Here is a 15,676-nt window from a genome sequence, read left to right as displayed (position 1 = left end):
GGTATTTTTATATGGTGTTTATACGTGGATGTTTGTACGTGTTTATACTTATTTTTTGTTATATAATACCTAAAGTACTGGCCTTGTTAATCAACTCAACTGTGTTTTTAACCTCTAATTTTTTAAGCATATTAGATCTGTGAGTTTCTACTGTTCTTGTACTGATGTATAATTTTGAGGCTATTTCTTTAGTGGTTAGTCCTTTTGATAATAACTCTAAAATTTCTAATTCTTTTTTGGTTAATTTTTTAATGCTTTTTACTTCAGCCATACTGTCTATCATTTTTTTAGACAATTCTTGGTTGTAGTATTTGTGACCGTTGTATACTTGTTTAATAGCATTTAAAACTTCCTCTTCATCGGTGTTTTTAAGCAAATAGCCATAGGCACCATTTTGTGCACATTTGGCAATATAGTTACCATCATCATGCATAGAAATAGCAATAGACTTGATGTCTTTATATTTTTTTCTTAAGGTTTTTAACACTTCAAATCCATTCATGTTTGGCATGGAAAGATCTAATAAAATAATATCAGGAATCATTCCTTCTTTTAAAACATTAATTAGTTCTAAACCATCTTCTACGTTGGTTAATACATTTAAAAAATCGTGTTTGTTTAACAAAGCAGTCAATCCATCTCTAAATAATTGATGATCATCTGCAACAATAAGATTGATTTTATTCATGAGTTAATGGAATTTCAATTTCTACATTAGAGTTTTGTGGTTCACATTCAAAACTAATAGAACCATGTAAAATTTCTACACGTTCTTTGATATTAATAATACCGGATCCTAAATTAACAGTTTCTGTGTTGTAACCAATACCATCATCAAAGTAAAAAATAGATAGATAATCATCAAACTCTGTAATAGAAATTCTGATTTTATCTGCATTGGCATGTTTTACGCTGTTGTTAATTAATTCTTGACTAATTCTAAAAATAGAAATGGCAATATTGGTGTTTATTTTTGAGTGTTTTGTTTTAATAGAGTTGTTAAAATCAATATCAATATTAGTCGTGTTCTTAATTAGTTTTACAAATGTTTTTAAAGTTTCACCCACTCCAAAATCTATTAAAGATGGTGGCATTAGAGCATAAGTCATTCTTCTAATTTCAGCAATGGTATGATCTATTAAGGATTTCATTTTTTCTTTTTCCTCAACTTCAATCTTCATGTTTTCTACAAAAAACCTAAGACTGGTTAATAAAGGACCAATTCCATCATGCAATTCTTGAGCCAATCTTTTTCTTTCTGTTTCTTGTCCTTCAATTAGAATTCTTTTTTTATTGGTGTTGGCTTGTGCCACTTTGGTTTGATATTCTACCAACTTATCTTTCATTTTAACCAATGAATTTCCAAGAATATCAGCATCGGATTTCGGTTTGTAATTGCTGTCCAACTTCATTTCTCCCACTTCTTGAGAAAAGGTAATGGCTCTGGTTAAAGATTCTTTTAAAGAGTTTAAAGCTTTTAAAATATCGTTAATTTCTTTAAAGTGCGTTTTTTTACCAATACTAACATTGTAATTACCTTCTGTCATAGCTAACAATTGAGTTTCCATGGTTTTTAAAGGTCTTGATAAAAATTGAGTAAAATAGATTCCAAGCAACAAAGCAATGATAAGAATGGAGCAAGCAATTAATAACAATTTCATTTTCATGTCTTGCAGAGGTAGCATGACTTCTGCAACATCCATTTCTGATAAAATAGCCCAATGGATATTAGAAATATCAATGCGATGATAGGCACTATAAACGGGAACTTCTCTATAATCTTTATAAATCCCATTTTTTAAAATATTGTTAAAAGCATTCTTAACACTTTTGGTGTTGGCTTTAATTTCATATGGTGGTTTGTTAGGTAAAAATCTAGAGGCAGATCTTAACTTATAATCAGTACCTACTAAATAGGTTTCTCCACTTTTCCCCATTCCGGTTCGCTCCAATAAAATTTGTTGAATATTGTCTCCAGAAATGATTTTTAGACTAGTAATAGCCTCCTTTTTAAATTTTACAAAACCAATGGTTAAAGTTCCGTTTTTAGAAATAGGTGTAAAGTCATACATCCCTGTTTTATCAATAGTAAAAGGAAGTTTTTTTAAATCATTTAGATCAACATTTTGTAAAGTATCTTCTCTTATTTCTGTAAAATGATACCATTCTGTATCTAAATATTTTTCAATTTGAACTCTTTTTAATCGTTCAATAGAACTTAATTGAGATAAAATTTTCTCATCCAAAGTTTTTTCAAACTGATTGTAAAATGATGCAGATAAAGAAATTACAACTACAAAAAGTAGCGAATTTATAATGATGATGATCCAAGTTCTAATGTTCATTATTGAATGTATTGGGAGGTAAATAAACAACTTTACGAATGTACATAAATTTAATATTTACCAAAGGAAGAGTTTTTTAAAACTAGGAATTTTTACAAGTTGAGGTGTATTGTACAATTTAAAAGCTCCTTAACTTAAATAGTTAAAGAGCTTTTAAAATTGTATTTTTTTGATGTATGATGTTACCAACCTCCGCTGGCACCACCACCTCCGAAGCCTCCGCCTCCAAAGCCTCCGCCGCCAGAGAAACCTCCACCGCCACCAAAGCCTCCAGAAGATCCTCCTCGGTAACCTCTGCTACTTCCTAAACTACCTAACAAGATAGCGGTAAAAATATCTGAAGAATCTAAACCACCTCCTCGGTTGTTAGAACCTCCGTTTCCTTTACCAGAATTATTCCCTCTACTCATAAAAAAAATGACAGCTCCTACAATAATAATAAGCGCAATAATGCTTCCTTTTCTGTTTTGTGTAGATTTTTGTTGATCAGCCTTATATTCTCCTGCCAATATTTTAATGATGACATCGGTAGCTTGATTTAAACCACTATAATATTGTTGTTTTTTAAAGTTTGGGGTGATAATGTCATCAATAATTTGTTTACTTAAATAATCAGTAAGTAAGTGCTCAACACCATAACCTGTGGCAATGTGAATTTTTCTTTCGTTTGGAGCAATTAAAATAAAAACTCCATTGTCTTTATCTTTTTGACCAACTCCCCATTCATGCGCTTTTTCAGTTGCCAACATGGCAATATCATTGCCGTTTAAACTTTCAATAGTGGCAACAACAATTTGTGTTGATGTTGTGTCTTTATAGCGAATTAACTTTTGCGATAAAGCTTGTACTTCTTGGTTTGATAAAATATGAGCATAATCGTAAACCCCTTTAAAAGTAGTTTCTTTTTTAGCCAAAGGCTCTTGTGCTTGTGTAAGTACTGTTGAAAAAAAAGCCAGTCCAAGGACTAGCTTTGTGATGTGTTTTAACATATAATTTTATTTTCTATCTCCAAACAAACGTAGTAAGAATAAAAATAGGTTGATGAAATCTAAATAAAGCGTTAAAGCTCCCATAACAGCTCCTTTTTTAGCATTCTCTTCAGAATCTAAATGGTTGGCCATTCTTTTTATTTTTTGAGTATCATAAGCAGTTAATCCTACAAATACCGCAACTCCTACATAGTTTAAAATCCAATATAAAGCTGGAGATTGTAAAAACATGTTTACTACCGTTGCAATAATAACTCCAATTAAAGCCATAAACAATAGGTTTCCCCAACTGGTTAAATCTTTTTTAGTAGTATATCCATATAAACTCATGGCTCCAAAAGTACCCGCTGTAATAAAAAAGGTAGAGGCAATTGAGCTTGAAGTGTAAATAATAAAAATGGATGACAGGGTTATACCATTTAGAATGGAGTATAACACAAATAACAAACTAGCTTTTTCAGCTGTCATTTGTTGAATTCTAGCAGAAATCCATACCACCAAACCTAATTCTGCTATTATTATCGCGTAAAATAACATATTAGGAATCATTCTTCCTTCAGGGTTGATACTGTATAAAAGTTGAAAAAATGCTGGAGTAGTGGCTGCCCACCATGATACAAATGCAGTAATTAACAAAGCACCACTCATCCAAGCGTATACTTTGTTCATAAATGCAGCCTCTTTAACCGAGCTGCTTTCAATAGTAAATGGGTTCATAATAATTATCCTTTTGATATTTGGTCAGACAATTCGTTGGTGTCATCACTTTGGTATTTAAAGTAGGTTTTTAATTGATTTCCTGCTTCTTCAATTCCATCGATCAATCCTTGTGCAAATTGTCCTTGTTTAAATTGATTAATAACTTTGTCTTTGGTAGTTTCCCAAAAATGATCAGGTACCACTTCGTTAATACCATCATCTCCCAAGATTACAAATTGTTTGGCTTCGGTGGCTACATAAAACAAAACACCATTTCTAGCATCTGTTTCAAACATTTTTAAATCGTTAAAAACGGCAATAGCTCTATCCATCACATCTCCTTCAAAAGTAGGTTCTATGTGAACTCTAATTTCACCAGAGGTGTTTTTTTCTGCTTTTTGAATGGCAGTAACAATTTGTTGTTCTTCGGTTTCGGTAAAAAACGGTTTGGTTTTACTCATCATTAAAATTTTACTTCAGGAGCTTTACTAGCTGCTGGATCTGATTTAAAGTATTCCATTTTATTAAAATCGAACATTTTAGCGGTAATGTTTTTAGGAAACTTTCTAATCATGGTATTATAGCTAATCACCATGTTGTTAAAACGGTTACGCTCTACATTAATTCTGTTTTCAGTTCCTTCTAATTGAGATTGCAAACCTATAAATTGTTGACTTGCCTTTAAATCTGGATATCTCTCTGAAACCACCATCAACTTATTTAAAGCACCACTTAAACCTTGTTGTGCTTCTTGGTATTTGGCAATGTTTGCAGCAGATAAATTGTTAGCATCAATCGTTACTGATGTTGCTTTAGCTCTTGCGTTAATTACTTCGGTTAATGTTTCTTTCTCATGGCTTGCATATCCTTTTACAGTCGCAACTAAATTTGGAATTAAATCGGCTCTACGTTGGTAAGAACTTTCTACGTTTGCCCATTGTCCTGTAGCAGCTTCTTGAGCGCTAACCATATCATTGTATCCGCAAGAACTCAAAGAGACTGCAGCGATACAAATCACTAAATATTTTACAATTTTTTTCATGCTCTAATTTATGAATTATAGTTTACAATAATGCATAAATGATACCAATATCTAAATATGACAGAATGTCTTTTATAGTTGGTTTTTAATTTTAATTAATTCAGTTTTGATGCTTTCTAACCTACTAATAATTTTAGAGTTGGTAATGGTTTCTTTAGGCTTTTCTCGTAATTTTTTACGAACGCCTTCTAAAGAATATCCTTGCTCTTTGGCTAAGTGATAAATAAGCTTAAAATTTTCAATATCAGTTTGGGTAAACATTCTGTCACCTTTGCTGTTTTTTTTAGGCTTAATCATGTCAAACTCCTGTTCCCAATAACGTATCATAGATGAAGTAACACCAAAAGCATTGGCTACTTCTCCTATTTTATAATACCTTTTTTTAGGGAGTTCTATATGCATTAGTCTAATGATTGATTTTCTTGTGAAGATAATACTAACATCGCTTCGTATTCTTCCGGAGTTAAATCATTATGATAAAAATAGACAGGATTTAATTTTTGATTTCCTTTTTTCACCTCGTAATGTAGGTGAGGAGCGGTAGAAGATCCTGTAGAACCCACCAAACCAATTAAATCTCCACGTTTCACTTTTTGTCCTGCACGTACATAAAAAGTACTCATATGTCCGTAGGTAGTTTCGTATCCAAACCCATGATTAATGACTACGTGATTTCCAAAACCTTTTCTAGATTTTTTAGCGGTTTTAACAACTCCATCACCAGTCGCATAAATATTAGTTCCTTGTGGAGCAGAAAAATCCATTCCCCAGTGCATTCTTCTTGTTTTATAAATAGGGTGAATTCTAATTCCGTAACCAGAAGCCATTCTTTTTAAATCTTTATTCGCTACGGGTTGTATTGCAGGAATAGAAGCTAGCATTTCGGATTTGTTTTTAGCTAATTTTACAATTTCATCTAAAGATTTAGATTGAATTACCAAGCGTTTGGCCAAAACATCCATTTTTTTAGTAGCTTCTTTTACAAGTTCACTATTTTTAAATCCATCTAAGTTTTTGTATCTGTTCACACCACCAAAACCTGCACTACGTTCATCATCAGAAATAGGTTTGGCTTCAAAAATAACCCTATATACGTTATTATCTCTTTGTTGAATTTCTTGTAAAATGGCATCAGACTCTTCCATTCTTTTTTCTAGCAGTTCATAATTAAACTTTAAATTGTTTAATTCTTTTAAAGTAGCTCTTTCCGAAGGTGATTTTAAAATAGCACTAAATGCCACAAAACCAATCAACCCCACTAAAAAAATAGCAAAGACATACAGAATGGTGTTTCTTAAAACTATTTTAGTATTCTTTTCTATCGGTTGATAAGAAAGGGTGTCAGAATCGTAATAAAATTTTGCTTTCGCCATGAATCTAAAATAACTATTTTTGTGACCTAATTAAATAAAAGCAATTTAATTGATGTTACTAACGTACAAATTTACAAAATGTTTTATTAAGGTAACTATTGATGTTTGCTTAACCCAATTTACTATATGAAATCTCAGGACATTAGAAAGACATTTTTAGAATTTTTTGAATCTAAACAACATAAATCGGTACCCTCTGCACCAATGGTGTTAAAAGATGATCCTACGTTAATGTTTGTTAATGCAGGTATGGTTCCGTTTAAAGAATTCTTTTTAGGTCAACGTAAAGTTGTAAATACTAGAGTAGCAGATTCACAAAAATGTTTAAGAGTTTCTGGAAAGCACAACGATTTGGAAGAGGTTGGAATTGATACTTATCACCATACTTTGTTCGAAATGTTAGGAAACTGGTCTTTTGGAGATTACTTTAAACAAGAGGCTATTGATTGGTCATGGGAATTGTTAACCGAAGTTTTTAAGATAGATAAGGACATTTTATATGTGACTATTTTTGAAGGAGATGATTCTGAAGGCTTAGCAAAAGACGCGGAAGCCTACGATATGTGGAAGAAACACGTTCCAGAAGACAGAATTTTATTAGGAAATAAAAAAGACAATTTTTGGGAAATGGGAGCGCAAGGACCTTGTGGACCTTGTTCAGAAATTCATGTTGATATTCGTTCTGCAGAAGAAAAAGCAAAAATTCCTGGAGCAGATTTGGTGAATATGGATCACCCACAAGTGGTAGAAATTTGGAATTTGGTATTTATGCAATTCAATAGAAAAGCTGACGGTTCTTTAGAGAACTTACCAAACCAACACATTGATACAGGAATGGGATTTGAGCGTCTTTGTATGGTTTTACAAGGAGTTCAATCTAATTATGACACTGACGTATTTACACCATTAATCCATGAATTAGAATCTAAGACAGGATTTGAATATGGAAAAAAAGAAGAAATAGACATTGCTATTCGTGTTATTTCAGATCACGTAAGAGCTGTTGCATTTGCCATTGCTGATGGACAATTACCATCTAGCACAGGAGCAGGATATGTAATTCGTAGAATTTTAAGACGTGCTATTCGTTATGGGTTTACGTTCTTAAATCAAAAAGAAGCATTTATTTATCAATTGGTAGAAGTGTTAAGCAATCAAATGGGAGCATTTTTCCCAGAGATTACCTCTCAAAAACAATTGGTGATGAATGTTATTAAAGAAGAAGAAACCTCATTTTTAAGAACTTTAGGTCAGGGATTAGGATTGTTAGACAATGTAATTGCTGAAACCAAAGGAAAAGAAGTTTCTGGAGACAAGGCTTTTGAATTGTATGATACTTTTGGATTTCCTATCGATTTAACTGCATTGATTTTAAGTGAAAAAGGATATTCTTTAAACGAAGCTGAATTTGAAGCTGCTTTAGAAAAACAAAAAAATAGATCTAGAGCTGCTGCAGAAATGGATATGGATGATTGGGTTATCTTAAAAGAAGATGCGGATCAAGAATTTGTTGGGTATGACTACTTAGAAACCAATGTAAAAATTACGAGATATCGTAAAGTGACTTCTAAAAAAGATGGAGAGTTGTATCAATTAGTATTTAACTTAACGCCATTTTATCCAGAAGGAGGAGGTCAAGTAGGAGATAGAGGATTTTTAGAAGCTAGTAATGGTGATGTATTACATATTATAGACACTAAAAAGGAAAATAATTTAGTAATGCATATTGCTAAAGATTTACCAAACAATCCTACTGATACTTTTAAAGCGGTGGTAGATGCTAAAAACAGAGAATTATCTAATAACAACCACTCTGCAACGCACTTATTACATTTGGCTTTAAGAACTGTTTTAGGGACGCATGTAGAACAAAAAGGTTCTTTGGTAAACGCAAAATATTTACGTTTTGACTTTTCTCATTTTTCTAAAGTAACAGCCGAAGAAATTGAAGAAATTGAGGCTTTTGTAAATGCTCGTATTCGCGAAAAATTAGCGTTACAAGAGTTTAGAAATATTCCAATGCAAGAAGCAATCGACAAAGGTGCAATGGCTTTATTTGGAGAAAAGTATGGAGATACCGTTCGTTTAATTCAGTTTGGAAACTCAAAAGAATTATGTGGGGGTACACACGTTGCCAATACAGGAAATATTTGGCATTTAAAAATTACTAGCGAAAGTGCAGTAGCGGCTGGAGTAAGAAGAATTGAAGCCATTACAGGAGATGTAGCTAAAGATTTTTTTACTACGCAAGACAAAGCTTTGGTAGAAGTAAAACAAACTTTAAAAAATGCAAAAGATCCTGTAAAAGCAATTGTAAGTTTACAAGAAGAAAATGCAGCTTTAAAGAAAGAAATAGAATCTTTATTAAAAGAAAAAGCAAAGAATATTAAGGGAGATTTAAAAGCGAGTATTAAAGAAGTGAACGGAATTAATTTCTTGGCCACGAGAATTGATATGAATGCCGGAGCCATTAAAGATATTGCGCATGAATTAGGAGGAGAAGTTGAAAACTTGTTCTTTTTTGCAGGAGCTGAAAATGATGGAAAAGCAACTTTAACTTCTTATATTGCTAAAAACTTGGTAGAAGAAAAAGGTTACGATGCAGGTAAAATTGTTCGTGAATTAGGAAAATACATCCAAGGTGGTGGTGGTGGACAAAAGTTCTTTGCTACAGCAGGAGGTAAAAATCCAGCAGGACTATCTGAAGCAATTGAAAAAGTAAAAGAATACTTATAACTGTTATAAGTACTTATTGATAAAAATATCTAAAGGATGATGTTAATAGCAGTTTTATTGCCTTGGTTATCTTTCTTTTTAAGAGGTAAAATAATTTCAGGTATCATCTGTGTAATTTTACAACTAACACTAATAGGATGGTTACCAGCTGCAATATGGGCAGTTGCCTCTAGGGTTGATGGTAAGAATAAAACGAGAATAGATAAAATGGAGAAAAGAATAATGAAAGCTCATAAATAGTTCTATAAAAGTTATTTTTAAGGGTTTATTAAATACTAAAAACCAACCGAAGGTTTGAAATTTAGAACAGAAATAAAATTAGCATCCCAACAACAAAATCAAATAGATTACAAGTCTAAGATTCTGTTGTTGGGATCTTGTTTTTCTGAAAACATTGGAAATAAACTTTCTTATTTCAAGTTTGATACTTTGGTAAATCCTTTTGGGACTTTGTTTAGTCCAACTGCCATTGCTAAAGTTTTAGAAGATACTATAATTGAAAAAAAACATTCTGCTAGTGACTTGGTAAAACAAGGAGATTTGTATCATTCATTACATCATCATTCTGATTTATCAGGGATAGAAACATCTGAAGTGATAGAGAATATTCATCAAGCTCAAAAACAATGTTTAGATCAATTAAAATCAGCTACACACGTCATTATTACATTAGGAACTTCGTGGGTTTACGGACATATTTTAACCAATCAGTTGGTGGCTAATTGTCATAAAATTCCACAAACAGAATTTGAGAAAAGGAATTTGTCATTCATAGAAATAGAAACTGTTTTAGAAGAGATTATCAAAAATATTAGAAAAGTAAATTCCTCTGCTCAAATTATTTTCACGGTAAGTCCTGTAAGACATCTTAAAGATGGGATGATAGAAAATTCATTAAGCAAAGCAAGTTTAATTACCGCAACACATAAAATTAAAGAAAGCCACGGTGTGGCCTATTTTGGAAGTTATGAAATGATGATGGATGATTTACGTGATTATAGATTTTATGAAGCTGATATGATTCATCCCAATCAAGTAGCCATTGATTATATTTGGGAACAATTTTCTAAGGTTTGGATTAGTGAAAATTCACAAAGTTATTTTAAAAGAATAGCCTCTGTACAGCAAAGTAAATTACACAAACCGTTTCAGCCAGATTCGCAATCACATCAGTCTTTTTTAGAAAAATTAAAGCTAAAAAAAACTCAGTTAGAACAAGAATTAAACATCCGTTTTGATGCATAAAAGTTTTAAACTTCAAGGAGAATCCTTCCAAAATCCGTTAGAATTAATATCGTTTTCCGAAACGATCTCAGAGGAATTATATTGGTTTTTACAAGAATGGTTTTCTGATGCAGAAACGTTAATTGTACAAACATCAGGTTCCACAGGAAAACCAAAATTAATTTCAATAAAAAAGGAGTTGATGCAAAACTCAGCCAAAGCCACTGGGACTTTTTTTGATTTAGGAATAGGAACCAAAGCCCTGTGTTGTTTGTCTGTAAATTACATCGCTGGTAAAATGATGGTCATTCGTGCCTTAACTTTAGGGTGGGAGTTAGATGTTATAGAACCAGTTGGTAATCCGCTAGAAAATGCTTTTGAGGAATATGATTTTTGTGCTATGGTGCCTATGCAAGTACAAGCTAGTTTATGGGATTTAAACTTGGTTAAAAAATTACTGATTGGTGGTGGAGTGGTCTCACAAACTTTACAAGAAGACTTACAAAGTTTGTCTACGGAATGTTTTGCCTCTTATGGAATGACAGAAACCGTGAGTCATATTGCCGTTAAAAAATTAAATCATTTTAACTCGACTCCTCTTGATGACGAGAACACTAAAGATTCCAAAAAAGAGGTTTTCGAGCGTAGTCGAGAAGTTAATTTAAGTGATGTTGAAGGAAATGGTCTTCGAGCGGAGTCGAGAAGTTTTTATCAGGTATTACCTAATATTACCATTTCTCAAGATAATAGAGCTTGTTTGGTCATTGATGCTCCTTTGTTGTCTGAGGAAAAAGTCATTACCAACGATGTTGTCAAAATGATTTCTGATAACGAGTTTGAATGGTTAGGTCGTTATGATCATGTGATCAATTCTGGTGGTGTAAAATTGCATCCCGAGCAAATAGAAAAAGAACTTTCAAAAATTATTGTAGAACGATTTTTTGTAACGGGAATTCCAGATGAAATCTTAGGAGAAAAATTAATATTGGTGGTTGAGGGAGAAGATAGAGTATGTGATTTTAGTTCTTTAGCTTTATCTAAATATCAAATTCCTAAACAAACTTATTTTATAGATCAGTTTGTAGAAACGGAGACCAAAAAAATCCAACGAAAAGCTACATTGAAGTTGTTGTTTTAGAGTCAATAGTATTCATAATTTAATCTTACCTACCAATTATCTGTTCTAAAAGAAGAGGCTGGTAAACCAGAAGTACTAAATAAAGTAGCTTTGGCACAATTGTTAAAGTTATAGCGAACAGCAACCGGAATTGTTATATGGGGAGAGGAAATTAATAAGGTGTTTATTTCCTTTCCAATGATGGCTATGGCAGGATAAAAAACTTGATCTTCTCCAGCAATTTCAAAACCAAGGATTTCTTTTCCAAAGCTAGTGATTCCCGTTTTACTACCACTAAAAGTTAGCTCTAAGGTTGTTTCATCAATGGATCTCATACTTTTGTAAACAGGTCCTGAGTATTCAACACTATTAAACGCATAATCTTTGGCAAGTGCTATGTAAGCCAGCCTAGTCCCAACAATCTTTTTTTCTGGAGGATGTATAGAGTCACATTGTGCAATGTCTAAAGTAATAGCCATTCCAGTATTTTTTAATGTTTGAGAAGTTTTTAATTGAGCCTCTCTTAAATAAGCTGAGTTGATGTAGGTTCCATTATTTCCATAACTTATAGGGGCTGTTTGTGTGGTGTAAAAAGGAAAATCTCCCTGATTCCATTTTTTTCTCCAAGACGTAACCATTGCATTTATCAATGCAGAATATTCCGAAGGCCTGTCTCTATTTGTTTCTCCTTGGTACCAAATACATCCTTTAATAGAGTAACCTAAAAGAGGGTGAATCATACCATTGTATAAGCTTGTTGGGGTTTGTTGAATTCTGTCTACATCAAAGCCTTCAGGAATGGTAATTGTTTTAAATTCTTTTAAAGTTTGTAAATCTGTCCAAGCTTCGGCAGAAGATCCTCCCCAGCAAGACACAATTAATCCAATAGGTACTTTTAAAGCACTTTCTAGTTTTTTACCAAAAAAATAAGCGACTGCACTAAAATCTGCTGTGTTATTTGGATTGGAAATTTTCCAATCTCCCGAAAGAGAATTTACTGGAGAAAGGCTGGGATTTCTTTTAACAGTATACATTCTGATGTTATTGTTTTTAGAATTCAATATTTCTTCCTGACTTCCTTTTACCGGTTGATTGTGAAATCCTTTTATTGGCATTTCCATGTTCGATTGTCCAGAACAAAGCCATACTTCTCCAATCATTACATCTTGTAAAGCAATAAGTTTGGTTCCGTTTATAAAAATTTTATGAGGCCCTCCAGCGCTTGGAGTCTGTATTTTTAGTTTCCATTTTCCTTCATTGTTGGTAATTGTAGAAACATTTACTCCCCAACTAGTCGTTATTTTAATAGGCGTGTTTGCTTTGTCCTCTCCCCAAATACTAACCTTTTGTTGCTGCTGCAATACCATGTGGTTTTTAAAAATAGGATAGAGTTTGGTTTGAGCTTTTGATAAAAATGCACTCAACAAAACAATTAGCAACATAGGTGATTTTAGCATAATTTTAAACGAGATATTGTTTAAATTAAAAAGAGTGTTTTCTATTATCTAAACAAAAAATCAACAGAAGCATGCGTATCTAAGGCATCAAAACCTTTTATGTTGTTTTTAATAATTAATGTGTTAATTAACTTACGTTTTACATTTTCATAAAAACTACTTTGGAATTTAGCAGGATTTCTTCCAGCCAAAGCTTCTTCTCCAATTTTATCAGATAACCACTCTACTGGGGTTTCATTCTTAAGTTTTTTAAAATCTAAAGTTGGTTGTAAAGTAGTTCTATCAATGGTCTCTAATGTAAATTCAATGTTCTCTGGATGAGATTCGTTTACATTAAAGTTTAAAATAAATTTCTTGTTAAATTCTTTAATATCCATGGTGATGGTTGTTTTAGGTTATTCAAATAAAAAGTCGATGTCTGTATTTATATCTAATACATCAAACGCTTCAATTTCTATTTTTTCAAAGAAAGCCAAAATAAGGTTTCTTTTTACGACTTCGGTAAAATGTTCTGTTAATTCTGATCTTTTACACTCATGATGTTCAATTCCATTTGGCAAAAAACTCATTCTATCAATTGAAGTTAAAGTACAAAGTACAGTATCTGTAGTTCTAAGATCTTTGATATTAAACAACATCATATTGGCTTTATGATATTCTTCAATGGTCATAATCCCTTCATCATGGTGATGATGGTGGTGGTGGTCATCATGATTATGGTCATGATCATGTTCGTGGTGGTGATGTTCGTGCTTACTCAAAATATTTATTGATTTCGTTTTCTGATAAATTAATGCCTGTTACATTATGAACTTGCAATACTTCTTCCAAGGCATCAATCTTAAACTTTAAAATAGCTTTGTTGATGTCTTTCCCTGCTAAAAACTGTTTAAAGCAAGTGTTGTTTTCGTTTTCTAAAACTTCATTCATTACCTGCATGCTGTTGCGGTCTAAAACAACTAGGCGGAATCTTTTACTTTTAGTCCCTTTTTCGTAACCAAAACCTAAAATATATTGTTCTCTAAATTCTTGTACAGTCATGTATATTATTTATTTGTACAAAGATACTAATTACCATATTTTGTTTAAAAAATAGAAGTCCCCCTTATCCAAAAAAGATAAAGAGGACTTTGTGGTATTTTATAATTTAAAAACTATTCAACTATACCAAGAGTAATCATTCTTTTCTTGATTAAACTTGCTAAAAGAGTTGATCCAGTCGTTGTGAAATGAACACCATCTCTAAGTAGTTGAGGAGGACATTTTCCTGAATTCATAGCGCTTAAATCTTCTTCAGTAGGGGTAAGTCCAGCATCTTCCAATCCATAAGTTGATAAATATTCTCTTAAATTAATATATCTAGCACCAAATTCACTAAGCATTTTTACTTCTAAACCATTTCTGTATGCTGCACTTTGTGTGTGTAAACCAATGACTAAATAGTTAGAAGAACTGCTAAAATCTACCATTTTTTTAATTTGATTTACTAAGTCATCATAACTAGAGTAGCCTCCATTTTGACCTACAAAAAATACATTAGCGTGGTAGTTTCTATGTTTTCTCATGGCTCCTGTAAAAACTATAGAGTTTTCAGTTGTTGTTCTCTCAATACCTTCGGTAATTCTAGTTAAAGTATATCTCCCATCTGGATCATTCCATGCAGTTCCTGTCCATCTAATTATACATTCTATGTCGTTAATCATACAATTGTTAACTGTAGAACTCCCTCCTTGTAATAATGGAGTTATACTTGAAGTATTATTATGAGTGGAAATGAAAGTGTTTGTTTTTTCTCCTAATACAATAGTCTCGGTGGTTGCAGGAATTATCACTCGGTTTTTTAAGTACATGGGGATTCCACCTTGTCTAGCTCCTATGGCTAAAGTATTTTCTCCTCCAACACCATTGTTAAGAATTCCATATTCGTCTGATCCTAGTAAGGATTGTAAAATAGCAGGAAAGCCTTGGGCAGTTAAACTGTCTCCCCAACAAGCAATTCTTTTAAAATCGATGTTAATTGGGGCTTCTATTATTGTGTCATCAGAAAATTTAAAAACAAAATGTGTCTCATTTTCTGTAATCTCTACAATATAGGGAGCATCTTTACCATCGATTCCATTTTGTCCATCTACTCCGTCTTTACCATTCACACCATCCTTGCCGTCCTCTCCGTTTTGTCCATCTACTCCGTCTTTACCATTCACACCATCCTTGCCGTCCTCTCCGTTTTGTCCATCTATTCCGTTGTTACCATCGGTTCCATTAGAGATTTCAATAAAGGTATTGTCAGAGAAATGAATTTTGTAACCAGTATCTAAAGTTTCTACAAAATTAATACTGTTACTTTCTTGTAGTAGTTGAATGTTTGTTTTATTGTTGTTTACTTCTTCCTTAAGTTGTTCTAAGTCATCTCTTAAACTCTCATCAACACATGAAGTTATTAATAAGTTTAGTGTTAATAAAATTAAAATCTTTAAAGTTCTTTTCATTTTAGTTTTTTTTGCAAAGGTATTTTTTTTGTTGATAAATGTTGTTTTTTTAGTTTTTTTTTAAAAAAAACCTCTGCTTTAATAGAGTGCCCCCAAAAAGTTAGACACAATTTGGGGGTATTTTTATGTCTAGAAAAGTAAAATACACATTAGACTTTAAACAAGAATGTGTAAGGTTGATTCTTAAAGGAGAACACTCTATAAC

The 15,676-nt window shown here is 32.3% G+C and carries 17 protein-coding genes; 4 read left to right on the top strand and 13 right to left on the bottom strand.

What is annotated here, in order from left to right; all coding sequences use genetic code 11:
* Positions 1-58 precede the first annotated feature (58 nt).
* From QVZ41_RS00085 to QVZ41_RS00050, 8 genes are all read right to left on the bottom strand, one after another.
* Entirely contained in the window at positions 59-688 is a 630-nt protein-coding gene (locus tag QVZ41_RS00085; RefSeq protein ID WP_302882519.1) for a response regulator, read from the bottom strand.
* Positions 681-2,345 carry a sensor histidine kinase gene (locus QVZ41_RS00080; protein ID WP_302882518.1) on the bottom strand — a complete coding sequence of 555 codons (1,665 nt, stop codon included), beginning with the start codon at positions 2,343-2,345 and terminating at the stop codon, positions 681-683. The genes QVZ41_RS00085 and QVZ41_RS00080 overlap by 8 nt, the downstream gene beginning before the upstream one ends.
* A 182-nt stretch (positions 2,346-2,527) precedes the next feature.
* On the bottom strand, positions 2,528-3,334 hold the full coding sequence (locus QVZ41_RS00075) for a TPM domain-containing protein (protein ID WP_302882517.1): 807 nt from the start codon (positions 3,332-3,334) through the stop codon (positions 2,528-2,530).
* A 6-nt stretch (positions 3,335-3,340) separates the two neighbouring features.
* A complete protein-coding gene (locus tag QVZ41_RS00070) occupies positions 3,341-4,051 on the bottom strand; it encodes a Bax inhibitor-1/YccA family protein (protein ID WP_302882516.1) in 711 nt (236 codons plus the stop codon).
* Between the two features lie 5 nt (positions 4,052-4,056).
* Positions 4,057-4,494, bottom strand: coding sequence for a TPM domain-containing protein (locus QVZ41_RS00065; protein WP_302882515.1), 438 nt, complete (start codon positions 4,492-4,494; stop codon positions 4,057-4,059).
* A 2-nt stretch (positions 4,495-4,496) separates the two neighbouring features.
* Positions 4,497-5,075, bottom strand: coding sequence for a LemA family protein (locus QVZ41_RS00060; protein WP_302882514.1), 579 nt, complete (start codon positions 5,073-5,075; stop codon positions 4,497-4,499).
* Positions 5,076-5,147: 72 nt separating this feature from the next.
* A complete protein-coding gene (locus QVZ41_RS00055; protein ID WP_302882513.1) occupies positions 5,148-5,477 on the bottom strand; it encodes a MerR family transcriptional regulator in 330 nt (109 codons plus the stop codon).
* A complete protein-coding gene (locus QVZ41_RS00050; RefSeq protein WP_302882512.1) occupies positions 5,477-6,448 on the bottom strand; it encodes a M23 family metallopeptidase in 972 nt (323 codons plus the stop codon). The genes QVZ41_RS00055 and QVZ41_RS00050 overlap by 1 nt, the downstream gene beginning before the upstream one ends.
* Before the next feature lie 126 nt (positions 6,449-6,574).
* Between QVZ41_RS00050 and alaS the strand changes: the two genes are divergently transcribed.
* The 4 genes from alaS to QVZ41_RS00030 are packed head-to-tail and all read left to right on the top strand — an operon-like array spanning position 6,575 to position 11,546.
* Complete coding sequence (gene alaS, locus QVZ41_RS00045) at positions 6,575-9,184, top strand: alanine--tRNA ligase (protein WP_302882511.1); 2,610 nt, start codon at positions 6,575-6,577, stop codon at positions 9,182-9,184.
* 36 nt (positions 9,185-9,220) lie between these two features.
* On the top strand, positions 9,221-9,424 hold the full coding sequence (locus QVZ41_RS00040; RefSeq protein WP_302882510.1) for a YqaE/Pmp3 family membrane protein: 204 nt from the start codon (positions 9,221-9,223) through the stop codon (positions 9,422-9,424).
* Between the two features lie 54 nt (positions 9,425-9,478).
* Entirely contained in the window at positions 9,479-10,429 is a 951-nt protein-coding gene (locus QVZ41_RS00035; protein WP_302882509.1) for a GSCFA domain-containing protein, read from the top strand.
* The gene (locus QVZ41_RS00030; RefSeq protein ID WP_302882508.1) at positions 10,422-11,546 is read left to right on the top strand and encodes an AMP-binding protein; all 1,125 of its coding nucleotides are present in this window, start codon (positions 10,422-10,424) and stop codon (positions 11,544-11,546) included. Before QVZ41_RS00035 ends, QVZ41_RS00030 begins: the two co-directional genes overlap by 8 nt.
* 29 nt (positions 11,547-11,575) lie before the next feature.
* Here QVZ41_RS00030 and QVZ41_RS00025 read toward each other — a convergent pair whose 3' ends face one another.
* From QVZ41_RS00025 to QVZ41_RS00005, 5 genes are all read right to left on the bottom strand, one after another.
* Positions 11,576-12,982, bottom strand: coding sequence for a sialate O-acetylesterase (locus QVZ41_RS00025; RefSeq protein WP_302882507.1), 1,407 nt, complete (start codon positions 12,980-12,982; stop codon positions 11,576-11,578).
* A 44-nt stretch (positions 12,983-13,026) separates the two neighbouring features.
* A complete protein-coding gene (locus QVZ41_RS00020; RefSeq protein WP_302882506.1) occupies positions 13,027-13,359 on the bottom strand; it encodes a hypothetical protein in 333 nt (110 codons plus the stop codon).
* Between the two features lie 18 nt (positions 13,360-13,377).
* On the bottom strand, positions 13,378-13,743 hold the full coding sequence (locus QVZ41_RS00015; RefSeq protein ID WP_302882505.1) for a hypothetical protein: 366 nt from the start codon (positions 13,741-13,743) through the stop codon (positions 13,378-13,380).
* On the bottom strand, positions 13,736-14,023 hold the full coding sequence (locus tag QVZ41_RS00010; RefSeq protein WP_302882504.1) for a hypothetical protein: 288 nt from the start codon (positions 14,021-14,023) through the stop codon (positions 13,736-13,738). Before QVZ41_RS00010 ends, QVZ41_RS00015 begins: the two co-directional genes overlap by 8 nt.
* Positions 14,024-14,136: 113 nt before the next feature.
* Complete coding sequence (locus QVZ41_RS00005) at positions 14,137-15,471, bottom strand: hypothetical protein (protein ID WP_302882503.1); 1,335 nt, start codon at positions 15,469-15,471, stop codon at positions 14,137-14,139.
* Positions 15,472-15,676 lie beyond the last annotated feature (205 nt).

The organism is Wenyingzhuangia gilva, assembly GCF_030519655.1.
GTDB lineage: Bacteria > Bacteroidota > Bacteroidia > Flavobacteriales > Flavobacteriaceae > Wenyingzhuangia > Wenyingzhuangia gilva.
This window is presented reverse-complemented; position numbering and strand designations above follow the sequence as displayed.